This is a genomic window from Pistricoccus aurantiacus, from assembly GCF_007954585.1.
GTDB classification, from domain to species: Bacteria; Pseudomonadota; Gammaproteobacteria; order Pseudomonadales; family Halomonadaceae; genus Pistricoccus; species Pistricoccus aurantiacus.
The window spans coordinates 899,649-919,841 of record NZ_CP042382.1; the positions used below are offsets into that span (position 1 = coordinate 899,649).

At 62.7% G+C, this 20,193-nt stretch carries 17 protein-coding genes; 8 read left to right on the forward strand and 9 right to left on the reverse strand.

All coding sequences use genetic code 11. The features are described 5' to 3' along the window. Positions 1-22 precede the first annotated feature (22 nt). Together glyS and glyQ are read right to left on the reverse strand one after the other, a co-directional pair. Positions 23-2,086, reverse strand: a complete 2,064-nt coding sequence (gene glyS / locus FGL86_RS04295; protein WP_147183438.1) for a glycine--tRNA ligase subunit beta — start codon at positions 2,084-2,086, stop codon at positions 23-25. Beyond that, positions 2,087-3,079: a glycine--tRNA ligase subunit alpha gene (gene glyQ / locus FGL86_RS04300; protein ID WP_147183439.1), complete on the reverse strand. Its 993-nt coding sequence runs from the start codon at positions 3,077-3,079 to the stop codon at positions 2,087-2,089. Between the two features lie 120 nt (positions 3,080-3,199). On the opposite strand from glyQ, the gene rfaD reads away from it, so the two are divergent. Both rfaD and waaF read left to right on the forward strand, forming a co-directional pair. Beyond that, positions 3,200-4,165 carry an ADP-glyceromanno-heptose 6-epimerase gene (gene rfaD / locus FGL86_RS04305; RefSeq protein ID WP_147183440.1) on the forward strand — a complete coding sequence of 322 codons (966 nt, stop codon included), beginning with the start codon at positions 3,200-3,202 and terminating at the stop codon, positions 4,163-4,165. Positions 4,166-4,234: 69 nt separating this feature from the next. Further along, positions 4,235-5,200: a lipopolysaccharide heptosyltransferase II gene (gene waaF / locus FGL86_RS04310; protein ID WP_246131777.1), complete on the forward strand. Its 966-nt coding sequence runs from the start codon at positions 4,235-4,237 to the stop codon at positions 5,198-5,200. Between the two features lie 4 nt (positions 5,201-5,204). Here waaF and FGL86_RS04315 read toward each other — a convergent pair whose 3' ends face one another. From FGL86_RS04315 to FGL86_RS04335, 5 genes are read right to left on the reverse strand one after another with little or no spacing between them, the layout of a single operon-like run. Further along, the gene (locus tag FGL86_RS04315) at positions 5,205-6,917 is read right to left on the reverse strand and encodes a sulfatase-like hydrolase/transferase (protein ID WP_147183442.1); all 1,713 of its coding nucleotides are present in this window, start codon (positions 6,915-6,917) and stop codon (positions 5,205-5,207) included. A 38-nt stretch (positions 6,918-6,955) separates the two neighbouring features. After that, positions 6,956-7,735, reverse strand: coding sequence for a glycosyltransferase family 2 protein (locus FGL86_RS04320; protein ID WP_147183443.1), 780 nt, complete (start codon positions 7,733-7,735; stop codon positions 6,956-6,958). After that, complete coding sequence (locus FGL86_RS04325; RefSeq protein WP_246131728.1) at positions 7,732-8,805, reverse strand: glycosyltransferase family 9 protein; 1,074 nt, start codon at positions 8,803-8,805, stop codon at positions 7,732-7,734. The genes FGL86_RS04320 and FGL86_RS04325 overlap by 4 nt, the downstream gene beginning before the upstream one ends. A gap of 1 nt (position 8,806) precedes the next feature. Continuing rightward, entirely contained in the window at positions 8,807-9,868 is a 1,062-nt protein-coding gene (locus FGL86_RS04330) for a glycosyltransferase (RefSeq protein ID WP_147183444.1), read from the reverse strand. Then, positions 9,858-10,613 carry a lipopolysaccharide kinase InaA family protein gene (locus FGL86_RS04335; RefSeq protein WP_186764469.1) on the reverse strand — a complete coding sequence of 252 codons (756 nt, stop codon included), beginning with the start codon at positions 10,611-10,613 and terminating at the stop codon, positions 9,858-9,860. Before FGL86_RS04335 ends, FGL86_RS04330 begins: the two co-directional genes overlap by 11 nt. A 106-nt stretch (positions 10,614-10,719) precedes the next feature. Here FGL86_RS04335 and FGL86_RS04340 point away from each other — a divergent pair, with 106 nt between their 5' ends. Next, complete coding sequence (locus FGL86_RS04340; RefSeq protein WP_246131778.1) at positions 10,720-11,898, forward strand: glycosyltransferase family 4 protein; 1,179 nt, start codon at positions 10,720-10,722, stop codon at positions 11,896-11,898. Between the two features lies 1 nt (position 11,899). Then, positions 11,900-13,057 carry a glycosyltransferase gene (locus tag FGL86_RS04345; protein WP_246131729.1) on the forward strand — a complete coding sequence of 386 codons (1,158 nt, stop codon included), beginning with the start codon at positions 11,900-11,902 and terminating at the stop codon, positions 13,055-13,057. Here FGL86_RS04345 and FGL86_RS04350 read toward each other — a convergent pair. After that, on the reverse strand, positions 13,030-13,794 hold the full coding sequence (locus FGL86_RS04350) for a 3-deoxy-D-manno-octulosonic acid kinase (protein ID WP_147183447.1): 765 nt from the start codon (positions 13,792-13,794) through the stop codon (positions 13,030-13,032). The two genes, FGL86_RS04345 and FGL86_RS04350, sit on opposite strands and share 28 nt — an antisense overlap. On the opposite strand from FGL86_RS04350, the gene FGL86_RS04355 reads away from it, so the two are divergent. From FGL86_RS04355 to FGL86_RS04370, 4 genes are all read left to right on the forward strand, one after another. Beyond that, positions 13,793-14,866: a glycosyltransferase family 9 protein gene (locus FGL86_RS04355; protein ID WP_147183448.1), complete on the forward strand. Its 1,074-nt coding sequence runs from the start codon at positions 13,793-13,795 to the stop codon at positions 14,864-14,866. The two genes, FGL86_RS04350 and FGL86_RS04355, sit on opposite strands and share 2 nt — an antisense overlap. Continuing rightward, on the forward strand, positions 14,856-16,286 hold the full coding sequence (gene hldE, locus FGL86_RS04360) for a bifunctional D-glycero-beta-D-manno-heptose-7-phosphate kinase/D-glycero-beta-D-manno-heptose 1-phosphate adenylyltransferase HldE (RefSeq protein ID WP_147183449.1): 1,431 nt from the start codon (positions 14,856-14,858) through the stop codon (positions 16,284-16,286). Before FGL86_RS04355 ends, hldE begins: the two co-directional genes overlap by 11 nt. Beyond that, on the forward strand, positions 16,286-17,560 hold the full coding sequence (gene waaA, locus FGL86_RS04365) for a lipid IV(A) 3-deoxy-D-manno-octulosonic acid transferase (RefSeq protein WP_147183450.1): 1,275 nt from the start codon (positions 16,286-16,288) through the stop codon (positions 17,558-17,560). The genes hldE and waaA overlap by 1 nt, the downstream gene beginning before the upstream one ends. Positions 17,561-17,956: 396 nt before the next feature. After that, a complete protein-coding gene (locus FGL86_RS04370) occupies positions 17,957-19,411 on the forward strand; it encodes a catalase (RefSeq protein WP_147183451.1) in 1,455 nt (484 codons plus the stop codon). Positions 19,412-19,498: 87 nt separating this feature from the next. On the opposite strand, the gene rpiA is transcribed toward FGL86_RS04370, so the two are convergent. Further along, positions 19,499-20,170: a ribose-5-phosphate isomerase RpiA gene (gene rpiA / locus FGL86_RS04375; RefSeq protein ID WP_147183452.1), complete on the reverse strand. Its 672-nt coding sequence runs from the start codon at positions 20,168-20,170 to the stop codon at positions 19,499-19,501. Positions 20,171-20,193 lie beyond the last annotated feature (23 nt).

Sequence of the window (20,193 nt, forward strand, 5' to 3'; positions counted from 1 at the left end):
CATCGTTAGTCCATCGTCTGCGTTACTGCAGTTCGGCAATATCCGCCACTTCCAGGAACAGGCTTTGCAAGCTTGCCAACAAGGCCAGGCGATTAGCTCTTATTCCTGGATCGTCCGACATGACCATGACCTCGTCGAAGAAGCGATCCACCGGCACGCGCAGGCCGGTCAGTACGTCCAGAGCCTCGGTGTAGCGCGCTTCTTGAAATAGAGGGGCGGTCTCGATACGTCGAGCCTCTACCGCCTTGGCGAGCTCCTGCTCCGCCGCTTCCTGCAGCAGGCTAGCATCGATCCGCAATGCGCGCTCATCGCCCTGCTTGGCAAGGATATTGGCCACACGCTTGTTGGCGGCGACAAGGGCACTCGCTTCATCGTGCTGGCTGAAATCATGCACCGCGCGAATGCGGCGGGCGAAATCCAGCGGCCGGGTCACGGGCCGGGCACGTACCGCCAGATAGACCTCCACAGGGATGCCTTCGTCCTGGGTCCAGGCGCGGAAGCGGTCCAGCATGTAGTTGAGTACCTCGTCCACCAGGCCGTTCGCCTGGGGCAGGTTGTCATGCTGGGCGGCGGCCAGCGTCAGCAGCTCCCGCAGGTCGAGATCCAGCTCCGCCTTGATCAAGATATTGAGCACGCCAATGGAGGCCCGGCGCAGGGCGAAGGGGTCCTTGGCGCCGGTGGGGCGAGCGCCGATACCGAAGATGCCGATCAGCGTATCCAGGCGATCCGCCAGGGCCAGGGCCTGACCGGTCTTGCCCTGGGGAATCTCGTCGCCGGCAAAGCGTGGCAAATACTGCTCGTAAAGCGCCTGGGCAACCTCTTCCGGTTCGCCGTCCTGGCGGGCGTAATAGTAGCCCATGATGCCCTGAAGCTCCGGAAACTCGAGCACCATCTCCGTGGAGAGATCGCACTTGGCAAGCCTTGCGGCGCGCTCTGAATGGTCGGGGGCGCCCTCGATACGTTCGGCGATAAAGCGTGCCGTCACGGCGCTGCGTCGGGCCTTGTCCGCCAGGGTGCCGAGCTGGCGCTGAAATACCACACTGGCGAGATCCGCTTCGCGAGCGGCGAGCGGCTGCCTGCGGTCCGTGTCGTAGAAGAAGGCCGCGTCCGCCAGGCGCGGGCGAATCACCCGCTCGTTGCCTTCGATCACCTGGCGCGGATCATGGCTTTCGATATTGGCGATGGTGATAAACAGCGGCTTGAGCCGACCCTGATCGTCCAGCAGGTGAAAGTATTTCTGATTGGCCTTCATCGAGGAAATCAGGCATTCCGGCGGTACCTCCAGGAAGCGCTCGTCGAAGCTGCCGGTCAGGGCCACGGGCCATTCCACCAGGCCGCTGACCTCCACCAGCAGGTCCTCGTCGATCACCGCCTCGGCGCCAGCGCGTTCCGCTTCCCGCAACACCTGCTCGCGAATGCGCTCCCGGCGCCGGTCGCGATCCGCCAGCACGTAAGCCTCCTCCAGGGCGGCGAGATAGTCATCCGCATGAACGAGTTCGATGGCCTGGGGCGCATGAAAGCGATGACCGAAGGTAGTGCGGGAAGCGTCGAGCCCTAACACTTGCGCCTCGATGACTCGGCTGCCGTGCAGCATCACCAGCCAATGCACCGGGCGGGAAAACTCGATGCGCGAGTCTCCCCAGCGCATGTACTTGGGCACCGGCAGCTGGTCGACGGCCTCGGCCACGATAGCGGGCAGCAGGACATCGATACTATCGCCGGGCTGCTGCTCGCGATAGCCGAGCCAGGTGCCCTTGGGGGTCTCCAGATGGATCAACTCCTCGACGCCGATCCCGCAGGAGCGCGCGAAACCCTGGGCGGCCTTGGTAGGCTCGCCGTCCTTAAAGGCCGCCGCCAGGGCGGGGCCGCGGCGCTCCACCTCCCGGTCCGGCTGCTTGTCCGCCAGCTGCTCGATACGTACCGCCAAGCGACGCGGCGTGGCGAAGGCGCGTACCCCGCCGAAGGGTACTTCCGCTTCATTCAAGCCGTCGGCGATACCCTTGGCGAGGGCATCGGAAAGCATGTCAATGGCAGCCGGGGGCAGTTCCTCTACCCCGAGTTCCAGCAAAAACGTCTCCGTGGCCATTCACGCCTCTCCCTTTTCTTTAACCGGCTGTTTTTCAACACTTTCCTGTTCGGATGCCGATTGCTTCAGCAGCTCGTCCCGCAGCGCCGGGCTGGCCAGCGGGAATCCCGCCGCCTTGCGCGAGGCATAATAGGCCTGGGCGACATCCCGGGCCAGGGTGCGCACCCGCAGGATATAGCGCTGGCGCTCGGTAACGGAGATGGCGTGGCGGGCATCCAGCAGGTTGAAGGTATGTGAAGCCTTGAGCACCCGCTCGTAGGCGGGCAGCGGCAGCTCCGCTTCCAGCAGGCGAGCGCATTCCGCTTCCAGCTGATCGAAGGCGGCGAACAGCACGGGGACTTCCGCATGCTCGAAGTTGTAGGCGGACTGCTCACGTTCGTTCTGCAGATAAACATCGCCGTAGGTAACCCGGGAGCCGTCCGGGGCGATGGTCCATGTCAGATCGTAGACGCTGTCCACGTCCTGCAGGTACATGGCGATGCGCTCCAGGCCGTAGGTCAATTCCCCGGTCACCGGATAGCACTCGAGACCGCCGGCCTGCTGAAAATAGGTGAACTGGGTGACTTCCATGCCGTTGAGCCAGATTTCCCAGCCCAGTCCCCAGGCGCCCAGCGTTGGCGATTCCCAGTTGTCCTCGACGAAGCGGATATCATGAACCAGTGGGTCGAGGCCGAGATGCTTGAGAGAGCCGAGGAAGCGCTCCTGAAAATCCTCCGGGGACGGCTTCATGACCACCTGGAACTGGTAGTAATGCTGCAGACGGTTAGGGTTTTCGCCGTAGCGGCCGTCCGTCGGGCGCCGGGACGGCTGCACGTAGGCGGCGTTCCAGTTTTCCGGACCGATGGAGCGCAGGAAGGTCGCCGGATGAAAGGTGCCGGCCCCCACCTCCATGTCCAGAGGCTGCAGGATCACACAGCCCTGCTCGGCCCAGTATTGCTGCAGGGCGAGGATCAGGCCCTGAAAAGTTGTCACGTCTGGCGTGGACTGTGTCATGGGTGAAGCACCGTTGGCCATGAATTAACGAGCCACCAAGTATACAATCAGCGCTTAATCGGTTATAGGCGCCCAGGACGATTGTTCCCGGAAACGTGATCCAACCACGAGGATAGATTGATGATCGTAGTCACAGGCGGCGCCGGCTTTATCGGCGCGAATCTGGTCAAGGCATTCAACGCGCAAGGCCGCGACGATGTGATGGTGGTGGACGACCTGACCGACGGCACCAAGTTCGTCAACCTGGCGGACTGCACCCTGAGCGACTACCTGGACAAGCACGATTTCCTGGCTCGGGTGAAGGCGGAGCTCAAGGGCGAAGACGCCGGGCTGCCGCAGATCGAGGCCATCTTCCACGAAGGTGCCTGCTCGGATACCACGGAGTGGGACGGACGCTTCATGCTGGAGAACAACTTCGAGTACTCCAAGGTGCTGCTGCATTACTGCCAGCGCAAGGGGATCCCCTTTCTGTACGCCTCCTCCGCCGCCACCTATGGCGGCAGTGAAGTGTTCAAGGAGGCCCCGGAGCACGAGAAGCCGCTGAACGTCTACGGCTATTCGAAGCTTTTGTTCGACCAGTACGTGCGTGCGCACCAGACAGATTTCACCAGCCAGGTGGTGGGCTTTCGCTACTTCAACGTCTACGGTCCCCGGGAGCAGCACAAGGGCAAGATGGCAAGCGTCGCCTACCATCACTATACCCAGGTGAGGGCAGGGCAGAACCCGCGGCTGTTCGGTGCCTACGACGGCTATGACGCAGGCATGCAGAGTCGCGATTTCATCTTCGTGGGGGACGTGGTAAACGTCAATCTATGGTTCCTCGAGCATCCGGTGCATTCCGGTATCTTCAACCTGGGCACCGGCCGGGCAGAGCCCTTCAAGACCATTGCCGAGACGGTAATCGGGCATTACAACAAAGGCAGCATCGACTACATCGATTTTCCGGAAGAGCTCAAGGGACGCTACCAGAGCTATACCCGGGCAGATATCGAGAAGCTGCGCCGGGTCGGCTACGATGCGGAGTTCATGACCGTCGCCGAAGGGGTCGGCGCCTATCTCCAGTGGCTCGACGCCCAGGGCCGCTGAGTGAGCGACGTGAGCAGCAACACAAGAGGCGAACGTATCCTGATCGTCGGGCCTTCCTGGGTCGGCGACATGGTGATGGCCCAGAGCCTGCTGATGACCCTGAAACAGCGCCGTCCGGGCTGTTATCTGGCGGTGCTCGCGCCGGGCTGGTCGCTGCCGATCCTCGAGCGCATGGCGGAAGTCGATGAAGCGGTGGCCCTGGACGTGGGTCACGGCGAGTTTGGCTGGCGTACCCGCCGAAAGGTGGCAAGAAAGCTCAAGAAACGCTTCGATCGCGCCATCGTGCTGCCGCGCTCCTGGAAGTCCGCCCTGGTACCGTTTCTGGCGCGCATCCCCGAGCGAACCGGCTTTCTCGGCGAGCAGCGCTACGGTCTGCTTACCGAGCGTCGTACTCTCGACAAGGCGGTGCTCGACCAGACCGTCAAGCGTTTCGTGTCCCTGGGTCTGCCCGTCGAAGAGGCAGCTTCCGGCGAATTCGCCATTCCTTCGCCGCGCCTTCGCCATGATCCGGAAAATCTCGCCGCGCTGCGGGTGCGTCTCGGACTCTCCGACCGACCCGCCATCGGCATGATGCCCGGGGCGGAATACGGCCCCGCCAAGCAGTGGCCGCTGAATTACTTTCACGATCTGGCGGCACGTCTCGTCGACCGAGGCTACGCGATTCGCGTGCTGGGCGGGCCCAAGGATGCGGACGCGGGACAGGTCATCTGCGCGAGTCTCGAGCATGCCCACAACCTGTGCGGCAAGACTCGCCTGGCAGATGCGGTGGACCTGCTAGCGGATTGCCAGCAGGTGGTGACCAACGATTCTGGACTGATGCACGTGGCGGCGGCGGTGGGTACTCGAGTGCAAGCCATCTACGGTTCTTCGACACCGGCCTACACGCCGCCGCTGACGGACAACGCGCGCATCCATTACCTGGGACTCGACTGCTCCCCCTGTTTTCAGCGAACCTGCCCGCTGGGCCATACCAACTGCCTGAAGCAGATCGGGGTAGAGCGGCTCGATAAGGCGATTTTCACCGACTCGGCCTAGCCGTTCAGGGAGATGGCATCATCGCATCATCGACGGTATCCATGGGCGTCTCGGTTACCTGATTCGGTCGCTGCGATGACTGGACGGACGGCTGTCTGCGCCGTGGGTGCAGGCCCTTCCACAACCGCTCCTGCAGCGCCACCTCCGCCTTGAGCTTGGTGTTGAGAGCATCCAGGCCGTGGCGTTCCACCAGGGTTTGCGCCGGGGACAGCAGCGACACCCCGAGCCCCGCCCGATGCCGATCGATGGTAAAGCCCATGGCTTCCAGCAGCGTCGGGAAGATATCCAGGGTGGTGGCTTCCCGCTCGATACGCCCCGGCGTCAGGCCGCTGCCGAGCATCATCAAGGTATTGCGTCGCGGCCCGCTGACCAGCTCCTCCCAGACCGGCACCTTCATGCTCAGATGGTCGCTTGCCACCACCACTAGGGTGTCGTCGAGCAGTCCGGCGCGTTCAAGACGCTCGATCAGATCCTTGGCCAGCCAGGCGGAGCATTTCACGGAGTAGAGGATGTCCGTGGGCTCGAACTCCCCCTGCAGCGCCTCGCAGCGCTTGGCGGGATAGCCGTGGGGCGCATGGGCGCCCAGAGTCAGGGCGACAGCGCCCCAGGGGGCGCCCCCTGCGTTCAATTCGCGGACTTCCTCGACCACCAGGTCGAACAGGCTGTCGTCAAACAGCCCCCAGCTATTCAGGTATTCCCCGTCCTCCAGCAGAGGCAACAACTCCTCGCGCCCGCGTATTCGATCGAAACCGTGATCGCGATAGAAGATACCTTTACCAGCGAAGCTGGTGCTGGCGCCTCCCATATAGGAAAGCGTGTAACCCTCGTTACCAAGCAGATTACCCAGGCACTTCACCCCGGGCACTACCTGTCCCAAAGGCTCGAATTGGCTATCGTGAATCAGTCCTGCCGGCATCAAGGGGACGCCGCACTGGCTGGCGATCATGCCCGCCATGGTCCAGCCGGTATTGTCGAGCTGACGAACCCCGTCGAACACCAGGGCACGCTTTTCCAGTGCTTTCAACGGCGCGTAGGCGTCACCGAAACGCGCTTCGTCCGCATAGGTCGCCTCGAGGCTTTCCAGATACAGGTACAGCACATTGGGCAGCCGTGGCGGGGCCTCGATTATCCGCGGTTCGACGTAGCGGCGATCCAGCCAGGCGCCGTCCCGGGTGACGAAAGCCGCGCCGCGCTGAGTGACCCCCAGCAATAGAGGGTTGGATACCAGCAGCAGAAGCGCCAGGACCTTTTCCAGGCGTTGCCATCGCGAGTCGTGGCGTACCAGCCAGGAAAAGGCGACGAGATTGAGCAGTCCCGCCAGAGTGTAAAGCACCGCGTCCACCATGCGCTCGCTGCCGCCGTGTTCGCCGATGCCCGCCTGAAGGTGGAAGAATACCGCCGCCATGTCCACCTGGCCGAAACTGTCCGCCAGATACAGGTAGACCCACCACAAGGCCAGCGGTAACCATGACCAGCACCAGCGTGTCTTCGACGTGATTGCCGTTTCCCAGGAGAAGGCGTCATCGCCGACGGCTCCCCACTCCAGGCGCCAGGCGAGAAAAAGCCATAGGCCGGTCAGGGGCAGCAGCCACCAGGACCGCCACACCAGCAGCGTCGTGACGGTGTGCGCCAGGCATAACCCCAGGAATATCAGCACCCACCAGCGTGGAGAAAATAAGGAAGAATAGTGGTTCAAACTATGTTTCACGTGAAACATGACATATCGCTGACGGTGATTTGTCGCATCCTTGGCCTTCAATCCTTGCCTTCTTTGGCGTTTGAAGAGAGGCGTTCGTTCTCATGAAGCTCGTTGAGCTTGGCGTATTTCATATAGGCGTGAAAGGCGGTGGTCATGGCCACGGTCATGCCGTCGCTGCCCTGCAGAAGACCGCCCTTGAGTATCAGCTTGCGCAGGGTAGCACTCAGCGCATGCAGGGTTGGGCGCCAGCTTGAAGGGGGAACGCCGCGCTCCTTCATCGCCCAGGCATCTCGAGAGGATAGCTGATCGATACGCTGAATCCAGTGCGCCAGGTCATGGTAAGTAAAGTGTTGGATATGTGCATCGGTCTGTTCGACCCTGGGCGCCTGCACCGAGGAATGGGCTTTTTTGGGCAGATAGCCCGCCTGGGTGCGGTTGTACAGGCGCACCACCGCATCCGGGTAGAAACCCGCGGCGCGAATCCAGTGATGGCCCACATAGTTCTTGCGGCGAAAGCCATAGGCGGTGGCGGGGTCGTCCAGTGCCAGGGTCGGAATCAGCGCAGCCGCGTCTTCGTCCAGGCGCTCGTCCGCGTCCAAGGCAAGAATCCAGTCGTGGCTGGCGTAGGGCACGCCGAAGGCCTTTTGCGGACCATCTCCCAGGTAGGCCTGCTCGATCACCCGAGCGCCTTCCGCCCCAGCGATCTCCCGAGTGAGATCCCGGCTTCCGGAATCCACCACGATCACCTCGGCGCAGACCCGAAACAGCGAGCGCAGGCAGTCGGTGATGTTGGCTTCCTCGTTGAGGGTGATAACGACGCCGGTAATCGATCTCATGGTATGTCCCTCTCGTTCAGCAGCGATTTCCACCAGGCGGCGATATCCGCAGCGGCGCGGGTCAGATCAATTTTTTGCATGTCCGTGGCGCTACCTGGATCGGGACTGAAGGCCAGGCGATGCTCGGCGCGGTTGCAGGTTTCCCAGCGCAGCGGCGTCGCCGAGCGCTTGGCAGGGTAGAAGCCCACCGTGGGCAGATCCAGGCAGCCGGCGATATGCAGCGGCCCGGTGGAGCCGGCGATAAACAGGTCCGCCGCCGCCAGGGTCAGGGCGAAGGTCTCAAGGTTTGGACGCGGCGGAACTCGGTGAGCGTCGAGTCCGGCGTCGCGCAGGATTTGAGCCAGGTGATCGGCGTTGTCTTCTTCACCGGGGCCGGCGGTCAACAGCCAGATCGGACGTATCTCGGCAAGCCGTGCCGCCAGGTTGCCAGCCAGTTCCGCGTAGCGTTCCCGGGAAAGATTGACCGCGGAACCGCCGCTGCCGGCGTGCAGAAAGATCCAGCAACGCTCGCTATCGATGCCCAGTTCCTCCTTGATCCGCTGTCGCTGGGTCTGCCGGGTTTCCGGCGGCAGCGGCCAGTAGGGAGGTGCGAGGCTTTTCGGCGGTGTCTGACCGAGCTCTTTCAACAGTGCTTCCGCCAACTCAAGGTTGTAGCGATATTCCGGCTTGCGGGAGTGAGAGCGACGCTGGACGACACGCCGGTTGTAGAAGATCTGTGCCCACTTGGTGGCCGGGGCCAGCCGCAGCGGAATGCGCGCCCGAACCCCCAACCAGCCGATACGAGGGGTAGAGAACAGGGTCAGCAGGGCGTCGCACTCCTTGGCGCGTAGCTCCTTGAGCAGGCGACGCTGAGCGTCACGCTTGCCTGCATCGCCAGGATCGAGGATGACTTCGTCCACCCAAGGGCAGGCTCGGGCCAGGGGCGCGGTATAGCTCGGCACCAGTACGCTGACATGATTGTCCGGTCGGGCAAGCTTCAGGCAGGCCAGCGTCGGCCAGGCCAGCATGAAGTCCCCCAGCTTGTCGTTGCGCACTACCAGAATACGGCGAGAAGTCGTAGCTGCAGTCACGTCAAAGCGCCTCGAACTGGGGTAGCACCGTTTCCTTGAGGAAAGGGCGATAGTGGACCTCCTTCACTCGTACAGGATGAGCGTCCATGCGCTTTATGGCGTTTGCCAGGGCGGCTTCGTCTTCCAGCGGCACGAGAAAATCCGCCAGGCTGCCGGTGAGTATTTCTCGTGGACCGGAAGGGCAGTCGACGCTGACCACCGGGGTTTCCAGCATCAGGGATTCGATCAGCACCCGTGGCAGGCCTTCCGCGTCCGAGGTGAGAATCAAGGCCTTGGCACTTGCGATAAACGGGTAGGGATTGGTCTGGTAGCCGCCCAGGATCACAAGGTCCTGAAGTTCCAGTTCCTTGATCATGGCACGGATACGCGGCGCCGATTCGCCCTTACCGAGCAATACCAATGGGGTCGTCACGCCGCTTTCCCGGTAGGCGCGCAGCAGACGATCGTGGCGCTTGCGCGGCTCGAAGCTGCCCACATGGAGCAGATAGTCGCCGCCTGGCACAGCCAGTGGTTTCTTGGCCAGTTCAAGAAAAGGCGCGCGTTCATAAGGATTGTAGATCGCCTGGATCGACGCCGGCTCGAGGCCTACCACCTCGAGCAGATTGTCCTTGACCCCTTGGGATACCGCGATCACCCGGCGACCGTCGTAGAAGCGCTTCGCCTTGGCGAAGGCCTTGGCACGCTTCTCGAGATCCGTGAACTTGGCGGAGATATCGCTCTTGATCCAGAAATACAGCCCCGAATGGCGGATATGCCGGGTGATCTTGTCCGCGGAGCAGGACAGCACCACGTCCGGAGCGAAGGTCTCGAGTTCCTTGGCGATGCGCTTGGCCTGCCATTTCTCGATCAACACGTTGTTGAAGGCCCGAGTCAGGCGATTGTGGATAGCAAGATTCTGGATATCCAGGCCTTCGGGAATCTCGTGCTCGACGAAATCCCGCAGCAAAATGACTCGCACCGGATTGCCCCGCTGGCGCAGGGCATCCGCGGTATACAGCAGCGAGCGTTCCGCGCCGCCGCCGTAAAGGTCCTTGATCACGAAGACAAAGCGTTTAGCGGGCATGGGGCTCCTCTCGCTTTTGGGAAGCGGGATGGTCGAAGTAATGGCGCTCGAGATAATCCAGGGCCAGATCGCGATAGGCGGTACCTTGTAGCTTGCGGACGCTCAGCATGCGCACGAGACTTTGGCGGCGCTTGTTCGGGCGTTTCGGCAGGCGGCGAACGTGGGTATCGATCCAGACGAACTTTCCTTGGGCATCCACCAGAAAGTTGCCGTAGTGAAGGTCCCGATGATAATAGCCGTGATTCGCGAGCCGGATCACTTCCCGGCAGAGCTGTTTCACGAAATCTCGGCGTCCGGCTTCCTCCAGCGCCTTGAAATGGGTCTCGCCGGATTGCGCCTCCGGCAGATAGGCCATGGCATACACCGATCCCAGGGGGTTGAAAGGATTCAAGGCAATGCCCACGCCCCGACACTCCACCGCGCCAAGCCCGGCCCGGCGCAGGATACGGTTGCTGCGCCATTCCTTGATGGCGTCGCCGCCGGCCAGCAGGCGTTTTTCCAGTAAGTCCTGAGCCAGCCATTTGAGCGGCTGCCGATGCCAGGCGTATTTATCCCTGGCGAACTTGAACAGGGTCTGCGAGGCCGGCTCCAGATAGAAATGGCTGCTGCCGATACGCTCCAGACGCTGCATGGCCGCGTCGGCTTCCAGGCGGATGGTGTGGCGGGAAAAAAAACGCGAGCGCAGCAGATACCAGCGGGACCGCTGGGACAGCTGGAGACGATGGAAGGGAAAGCGGGTTGGCATGGGATCTCGAAGTAAAGCGAACCGGAGCCTAAGGCACGAGTTTTGTAAAGGAGGCATGCTAGCATAGGGCCGGTTTTCTGTCCCCGAGACCCGGGAGTCTCTCTTGATGTCGAATGCTGCCTTGCCCACTCGGCCCATTTCACCGCAAGTCCTGCATATCTGCCTGTCCGAAGGCTGGGGCGGGCTCGAGATGTACCCGGCGCGTATCGCTCCGGAACTGGCGCGACAAGGCTGGCGGGTCCACGGCCTGGCGGTGGCGGGCTCACCTGTGGCGCAGAGCTTTCGCGAGGCAGGCATCGAGCCGCTGACGGTGAGCTCTCGCGGCCGGGCGCTGCTCCAGGTCTGGCGCATCTGGCGCTATCTACGTGAACAGGATATTCGTGTGGTGCACTGCCATAAATCCAGCGACCTGCGCCTGGGGGCGCTGCTCAAAACCCTTTGGCCGACGCTTCGTCTGTTCTTCACCGACCATATGGGTGTCACCCGGCCCAAGAAAGGGCTTTATCACCGCTGGGCCTACGGCAAGCTGACCCGGCTCTTCTCGATCAGCGAGGCAACCCGGCAGCGCAATCTCAAGGCCTTCGCTCTGCCTGAGTCCAGGATTCACCGGCTCTATTTGGGCATCGATCCAACCCACTACGATGTATGTCTGGACGCTATTCAGCAGGAAAAATTGCGCGAAGCGTTGGGTATTCCACGAGACACTGTAATGATCGGGCTGCCGGGTCGGATTACCCCGGGCAAGGGCCAGCGGGTATTTCTCGAGGCGTTGGCGCAGCTGCGCGATCAGGCACCGCAGCTTGTCTTTCATGGCCTGCTGATCGGGGGGCTGAAGGCGGAGCAGGGCGCCAACGAGCCCTTCGTGACTGAGCTCGAGTCCTTGATAACAAACCTTGGACTTGAAGAGCGAGTGAGTTTTACCGGCTTTCGCACCGACCTGCCGCGACTGCTGGCGCTGTTGGATATCGTCTGTGTGCCGTCTCGCAACGAAGCCTTCGGACTGACGGTGCTGGAGGCCATGGCCGCGGGCAAGGCAATCGTCGGCGCGGACAGCGGGGCGATTCCCGAACTGCTCGGCGACGACCATGGGCGCCTGGCGAATCCGCAGGAACCCCAGGCCTGGGCTAGTGCCATGCGCGAACTGGCCCAGGACACCGCGCTGCGGGAGCGGCTCGGCAAGCGTGCCCGACAGCGCGCGCTGCGCGACTTCAGCCTGAGAGAACATGTGCGTCGTCTGACCGCCTGTTACGTCGAAGCGACTCGCCCCGATGGCCCAGGAGACTGATTTGCGCACCCTGGTCGTTGTACGCACCCTCAAGATGGGGGGAATGGAGCGTGTCGCAGTCAACCTGGCGGATGCTTTCGCCGAGGCCGGCCATGAAAGTCATCTCCTTTTTTTCCGCAAGGAGAAACAGGCCCTGGCCCCGGAGCATCCAGAGGTGAAGGTGCACCATTTCCCCTTGCATTGGGCGCAGCGACTGAGCGGCATCGGGTTGTTTCTGGAGGCGCTGTCGCGCTGGTTGCTGAATCCGTTGATTCGCCGCTCGCACTTCGTCTGGACCGGTGGTCTGGGAGGTCTGTTGCTACGCCGTTGGCTGAACCGTTTCGAGCGCCGTCACGGTCGTCTTGATCGTATCGTCTTTCGTGGCATCGGCACCTTCGAGCAGGTCTGGAGTTTCCGCGACGACCGCGCCTATTTTGTACTGGAAAACATCCTGCGCCCTCGTGGCAGCGGCTGGAAGCGGCGCCTGTACGCCCGCTGTCTGTTTCAGGGAAAGCACCTGGTAGCCGTCTCCCAAGGGGTGGCGGACACCGCCGAGCAGGCGCGACGATCCTGGCAATTCCAGCCGGCCTCGCTGTCGGTGATCGTCAACCCCTGCCCGCTGAAGAGTATCCGTCAGCGTAGCCTGAGCCAGGAGCCGGACCTGCCGAACGAGCCTTATATCGTCAATGTCGCGCGGCTGGTACCGGCCAAGGATCATGCCTTGCTGCTTCGTGCCTACGCACGGGCCCAGCCGCGAGAGGCCCTGGTCATCGTCGGCGACGGCGGCCAGCGCCGCTCTCTCGAAGCGCTGGCGAGGGAGCTGGGAATCGCCGAACGGGTGTATTTCGTCGGTCATCGCGACAATCCCTATCCCTGGATGCGCGCCGCTCGACTGTTCGTCCTGAGTTCACGTTTCGAAGGGCTGGGTATCGTGCTGCTCGAGGCGCTGGCCTGCGGTACGCCGGTACTTTCCGTCGATAGTGTCGGCGGCATTCGCGAAGTGCTCAAGGGCCCACTCGAGCGTTGTATCGTGGCCCGGGACGAGGCTTCCCTGGCCGAAGGCATCACTCACGCCTTAGCGTCGGCACCGTTTGATATCGATGATGCCTGGCTGCAGGATTTCCAGCCCGCGCGGGTGGTCGAACGTTTTCTTCAGCCGCCTGCGCCACCTCGAGCGTAGCCGGCGCGGATCGCATCGATGGCTCCTGGACTATCGAACTTGGCCAGAGAGCGTGCGAGGCGCTGGAGATTGGCTTCCCGCCAAGCGCCGGGGGAACGCAGCCGGCAGCGGTCCAGATCGATCAACCAAGGGCGGTCGTCTTTATCCAGCAGGATATTGCGGGCGTTGAGGTCCACGTGATCGAGCCCTGCGGCGTGAAAGCGCTGGATCATTTCGCCGACCTTTTCCAACAGATTCTCATCCGCTTGATCGAGGCGGGACGCCAGGGCCGTAGCGCCGGCCAGGCGTTCGGTAATCAATGCCGCCCGATAGGTCAGGCCGTGATGCCAGAGGCAGGCGGCGATCGGCCGAGGCACCGGCAGATCTTGTTCAAATAAAGTGGCGGTCAGGCGCAGCTCGCGAAAAGCCCGACTGCGTTCCAGGCCGGTCCATAGATAGTCTGCTTCGCTCAGCCGAGCGATCATGCCGCCGCGTCGATAGGGGCGCAGCACCCACTGCCGGCTTCCCACCTGGATAAACAGGCTGGCACCGCGGCCCGGGGCCTCGCCGATCACCGCGCCGCGCGCCCGCCAGAAGTCCGGCGTGAACCAGCTCGGGGCAGGCCTGTCCAGAGCGATAAGAGCACCGTTGTTGACGTCATCTATACTATTGGCATCATTCGATAAAGCGCCGTCACATAACGCATCCGCATCATATAGAATAAACGCCTTCTCCACCTGACATGTTGCCAACTGCATGAAGCATCCTCTGCCGGCTTCTCCCGAGCATCTCTGCGTACTCAGGCTTTCCGCGTTGGGAGATGTGTGCAATCTGGTGCCCACGGTCCGCGCCCTGCAGCGCCAGTGGCCCCAGGCGCGCATCACCTGGATCATCGGCAAGGCGGAGCACAGTCTACTGGCGGGGCTTTCCGGGGTCGAGTTCGTCGTCTACGACAAGGCCACCAGGCTTGCGGGCATGCGCGAGATTTGGCGTCGGCTCGACGACACCCGCTTCGACGCGCTGCTGCACATGCAGCAATCGATCCGGGCGAGCATCCTCTCCCTGGGACTCAAGTCTCGAGTGCGCATCGGCTACGACAAGGAGCGCGCCAAGGACTGGCAGCACCTATTCACCCAGCGTCGGCTCCCGCCGCATCCTCGGGCCCATGTGCTGGAATCCTTCATGGATTTCGCTCGGCTGCTCGGGGTCGAGGATACGACGCCGGAATGGAACCTGCCGATTCCCGATGGTGCCTACCAGGAAGCCCGGCGGCTGAGCGGCGACGCCCCCTATCTGCTGATGAGTCCCTGCGCCAATCCCCGGCTGCGCAACTTCCGCAACTGGTCCGCGGAAGGCTACGCGGCGGTCATCGAGCACGCCTGGCGACAGCATGGCCTGGCGACGGTGCTTAGCGGCGGCGCCAGCACCCAGGAGCGGGAGATGGGCGCTCGGCTGCGTAATCTGTGCGCGGAAGGCGCGGTGATCGATACCATCGGAGCCACTTCTCTCAAAGGGTTGCTGGCGCTGATCGACCGGGCCCGCGGGGTGATCGCGCCGGACTCCGGGCCGGTGCACATGGCCAATGCCCTGAACACCCCGACCATCGGTCTCTACGCCACCACCAACCCGCAGCGGGCCGCTCCCTATCGGTTTCAGGATCGGGTGGTCAATCGCTATCCGGACGCGGTGCGTGCCTATCTGCACAAGGAGCCGGAGGAGATTCCCTGGGGCCAGCGGGTACGCCATCCGGATGCCATGTCTCTCATACGTGTCGAGGACGTGATCGAACGCCTTGATGCCTTGCTAGCGGAGCCCCCCAATGAAGCTTGATCTGACCGCCCTGGAACAGGCCCGCCTGCTGGTGGTGGGCGACGTGATGCTCGACCGCTATTGGCACGGCGGCACCTCGCGGATTTCCCCGGAAGCGCCGGTGCCGGTGGTCAAGGTCGGCGAGGCGGAGGATCGCCCCGGCGGCGCCGCCAACGTGGCGCTCAATATTGCATCGCTTGGCGCCAAGGCCGCTCTGGCAGGGCTGGTGGGAGAAGACGCCAATGCCACCCTGCTGACCAGTCGCCTGGAAGACGCGGGGGTCGATACTCATTTCCAGCGCAGCCGGCAGATACCGACCATCACCAAGCTGCGGGTGATGAGCCGCAACCAGCAGCTGATTCGCCTCGACTTCGAGGAAAGTCTCGCGGAAGTGGATACCAGTGAGCTTCGCGAACGGGTAGTGGCTGCCCTGGACGGCGTCGATCTGGTGATCCTCTCCGACTACGGCAAGGGCACGCTGAATCAGGTGGAGGCGCTGATTCGCCGGATACGCGCCACCGGCAAGCGCGTGCTGGTGGATCCCAAGGGCAACGATTTCACTCGCTATTGCGGCGCCAGCGTGATTACTCCCAACCTGGGTGAGTTCGAGGCGGTGGTGGGCCACTGTCGCGACGATGAAGAGCTGGCCCGCAGGGGCGAGACTCTGTGTCGGGATCTCGAACTGGAAGCCATCCTGATTACCCGCAGCGAAAAGGGCATGACGCTTATTCGCGTGGATCATCCGCCGCTGCATCTGCCCACTCAAGCCCAGGAAGTCTATGACGTGACCGGCGCCGGCGACACGGTAATCGGCGTACTGGGGCTGGCCCTGGCGGCGGGCCACGGCTTTCCGGAGGCCATGACCCTGGCCAACCTGGCGGCGGGACTGGTGGTAGCCAAGCCGGGCACCGCGACCCTTTCCATCGCCGAGCTGTATACCGCCCTGCGCGGCGGCAAGCTTGCGGAATTTGGCGTTATCGAGGAAGCCGCCCTGGTGCAGGCGGTGCGCGCCGCTCAGGCTCGGGGCGAGCGGGTGGTGATGACTAACGGCTGCTTCGATATCCTCCACGCCGGCCACGTGGCCTACTTGGAACAGGCCCGGCGTCTCGGCGATCGGCTGATCGTGGCGGTCAACGACGATGCCTCCATCGCCCGGCTCAAAGGCCCCAAGCGGCCGATCAATCCCTTGCTGCGGCGCATGCAGGTGCTCTCCGGCCTGGGGGCGGTGGACTGGGTGGTGCCTTTCGGCGAGGACACCCCCAAACGTCTGATCGAGGCGGTGCTGCCGGACGTGCTGGTCAAGGGCGGCGACTATCGCCCTGAAGATATCGCCGGCGGCGAGGCGGTGATCGAGAATGGCGGCGACGTGCGGGTGCTGGGCTTCGAGGACGGGGTTTCCACTACCTCGATGATCTCGACGATTCTCGACCGGGAACGCTGATGGGTCTCGGCGCTCCGGGTGCACTCTACCGTGCGGCCCTGTATGTTATGTCGCCGCTGATCTGGAAGCGGGTCTGGCGGGAACAGCTTCCCGGACGATCTCGGGGCGAACGGCTGGGTTATATTCCTCGCGCCGAATCGCCATTGATCTGGCTGCACTGCGCCTCCGTCGGCGAGGTGCAGGCGGCACGACCGCTGATCGAGGCATTGCTCGACGCCTACCCGGATCATCGTTTGACCGTTACCACCATGACCGCCACCGGCGCGGGGCGTGTCGGGGCGCTGGCCGGGCAGTCGCCCCGGCTGACGCATCATTTCCTGCCGCTGGATTTTCCCGGCGCCGCGAAACGCTTCCTCACACGGCTCGATCCGCAATCGGCGATCTTCTTCGAGACGGAGCTCTGGCCCAACCTGCTTACCGCCTGCGCGGCACGCCGGATTCCCGTTGCGGTGGTCAACGCGCGACTCTCCGCCAAGGCATACGAGCGCTACCGCAGAATTCGCCCGCTGATGCGCCGGACCTTGGCTCAAGTGGACTGGCTGGCGGCGAAATCCCCGGAGGATCTCACGCGATTTCAAGGGCTCGGCATGCCCGAGGAGCGAGCGACGGTGGTGGGGTCGCTGAAATACGACCTGAACCCGTCCCAGGAAGAGCATCGCCAGGGCCGGCAGCTGCGCCAACGTCTGGGCGAGCGCCCGGTATGGGTCGCCGGCTCCACCCACCAAGGCGAGGACGAATTGCTGCTAGACGCCCAGCGACGATTGCTCGAACGTCACCCCCAGGCGCTGCTGATTCTAGTGCCGCGCCATCCTCAGCGTTTCGCGCCAGTGGCGGAACTGTGCCGGGAGCAGCGCATGAATGTGGTGCTGCGCTCCAGCGGCCAGGTGCCGGAAGCCGCTACTCAGGTATATCTGGGGGATACCATGGGCGAGCTGCTGCGACTCTACGCGGCCGCGGATATCGCCTTCGTCGGCGGCAGCCTGGTGCCCATCGGCGGCCACAACCTGCTCGAACCCGCTGCCATGGGGGTGCCGGTGATCAGCGGGCCGCACCTGGACAACTTCAGCGATATCGCCGCGACCCTGCGCGACGCCAACGCTCTGGTGGAAGTCCCGGACGTTAATGCCTTGGCGACGACCCTGCAACAGCTGTTCGATAATGAGCCCGAACGCAAGCGGCTGAGTCTGGCGGCGCAGGGTGTGGTTGAGCGAGAACGCGGCGCCTTGGGGAGAATCATGTTCGGGCTTGAGAGGCTGCTGTCACATAAGTGTTAGGCAAAACGCTGGGAGAGATTGACGTTTCAGGTAAGCTGTTCTGGTTTTGCATGCCAGGTGGCGCCAGGCCCACTGTCGCAGGTGGTGTTTGGCTCTCCGTTTGCACAGATCCCCGATGAAATCTCTCGATAGACGGCATAACTCGGACCTATGACCGACTTGGCGGCTGCCGCCGTCGATATCCTTCCGGCCCGCGCCACTGGCGGAACCGCGGCCTTCAAGGCGCAGGTGAGAGCTGCGGAAATCTATCGTTGAAGCGCTCTCGCTTGAGCGGAGCATGTCGAGTTTTTCTTCCATATGGATCAATATGGAGACATGACAAGGGCGGTAGCTGTCAAAGCAGGAAAACGTCAGGCTATCGAATGCGTGACACCTCAGTTTCAGGGAGAAACCATCATGAGCGACAACCGTAAACCGACTACCACCGATGCGGGCATTCCGGTAGCGAGCGACGAGCATTCGCTGACAGTCGGGCCGGACGGCCCCATCGTGCTGCACGATCATTATCTGATCGAGCAGATGGCCCAGTTCAACCGCGAACGCATTCCCGAACGTCAGCCCCACGCCAAGGGCAGCGGTGCCTTCGGCCATTTCGAGACCACCGAGGACGTCAGCCGATACACCAAGGCGGCACTTTTTCAGCCTGGGGTCAAGACCGAGATGCTGGCGCGCTTTTCCACCGTGGCCGGGGAGCGCGGCAGCCCGGATACATGGCGTGATCCGCGGGGCTTCTCGCTGAAGTTCTATACCAGCGAGGGCAACTACGACATGGTGGGCAACAACACGCCGGTGTTCTTCGTACGCGATCCAATGAAGTTCCAGCACTTCATCCGCTCCCAGAAACGGCGTGCCGACAACAATCTGCGCGACCACGACATGCAGTGGGACTTCTGGACGCTATCGCCGGAAACCGCTCATCAAGTCACCTGGCTGATGGGAGATCGCGGCATTCCCAAGACCTGGCGCCACATGAACGGCTATACCAGCCATACCTACATGTGGGTGAATGCCCAGGGCGAGCGGTTCTGGGTCAAGTATCACTTCAAGACAGATCAGGGCATCGAGTGCTTGACCCAGGAAGAGGCGGATCGTCTGGCCGGCGAGGACAGCGATTACCACATGCGTGATCTGTTCGGCGCGATTGCAGAAGGCAATCATCCGAGCTGGACGCTGCATGTGCAGGTCATGCCCTTCGAGGAGGCCAAGACCTATCGCTTCAACCCCTTTGATCTGACCAAGGTCTGGCCCCACGACGACTATCCGCTGATCAAGGTCGGCAAGATGACCCTGGATCGCAATCCGACGGACAACCACACGGAGATCGAGCAGGCGGCCTTCGAACCCAACAACCTGGTGCCGGGTATCGGGCTGTCGCCGGACAAGATGCTGCTGGCCCGCGGTTTCTCCTACGCGGATGCCCACCGTGCCCGGCTTGGCGCCAACTACAAGCAGATTCCGGTGAATGCGCCCGTCGCGCCGGTGCACAGCTACTCCAAGGATGGCGAGATGCGCATCAACAAGGTCTCCGACCCAGTGTATGCGCCCAACAGCAAGGGCGGCCCGGCGGCGGACCCGGAGCGCTACCCGGAGGACACCATCTGGTATGCCGATGGTGAAATGGTGCGCGCCGCCTACACCTTGCGCGAGGACGACGATGACTTTGGGCAGGCCAACCAGCTTGTCAACAAGGTAATGGACGATGCCGCTCGCGAGCGCCTGGTCAACAACGCAGCGGGTCATATCAAGGATGGTGTGAAAGAACCCGTGCTGTCCCGCGTATTCGAATACTGGAAGAATATCGACAAGGATATCGGTGAGCGCATCGAAAAAGCCGTGAAGGAAGGCCGATAGCGCATTTCACGACCTAGGCTCCCTGTGATCCAGGCCCACTCACTGCAAGGTGAGTGGGCTTTTTTAACGCTACTAATCGGGGCGTAACTAACGTTCCTTACGCTCCACGCCATTCTCCGTGCCCAGCAACAGCAGATCCGCGCCGCGCAGGGCGAAGAGGCCGTTGGTCACTACTCCGGGAATATTGTTGAGCCGCGCTTCCATGACCTTTGGGTCGTCGATCAGGAATTCGTAGCAGTCGAGGATCTGGTTGCCGTTGTCGGTGACGGTCCCTTCCCGGTAGACCGGGTCCGCTCCTAGCTTGACCAGTTCCCGGGCAACGAAAGAGCGCGCCATGGGAATCACCTCGACGGGCAGCGGAAAGCCGCCTAGGATCGAGGTGGTCTTGGAGGCGTCGGCGATACAGATGAAGCGCTGGGAGCCGGCGGCGACGACCTTCTCCCGGGTCAGCGCCGCGCCGCCGCCCTTGATCATTTCCAATTGATCGTTGATCTCGTCCGCGCCGTCCACATAGACCGGCAGCGTACCCGCCTCGTTGAGCTCGAAGACATCGATGCCGTGCTGCTTGAGGCGCTTGGCGGTGGCCTCGGAGCTGGCCACGGCGCCGCGGAAGTCACCGCGCAGCGCCGCCAGGCGATCGATGAAGCGATTGGCGGTGGAGCCGGTGCCCACGCCGATGATGATCTGGCTGCCGAGGAGTGGGCGAATTTCGTCGATGGCGGCGGCGGCCACCGCGTCCTTGAGTTCGTCCTGAGTCATGAGAGCGATTTGGTCCGGTGGCT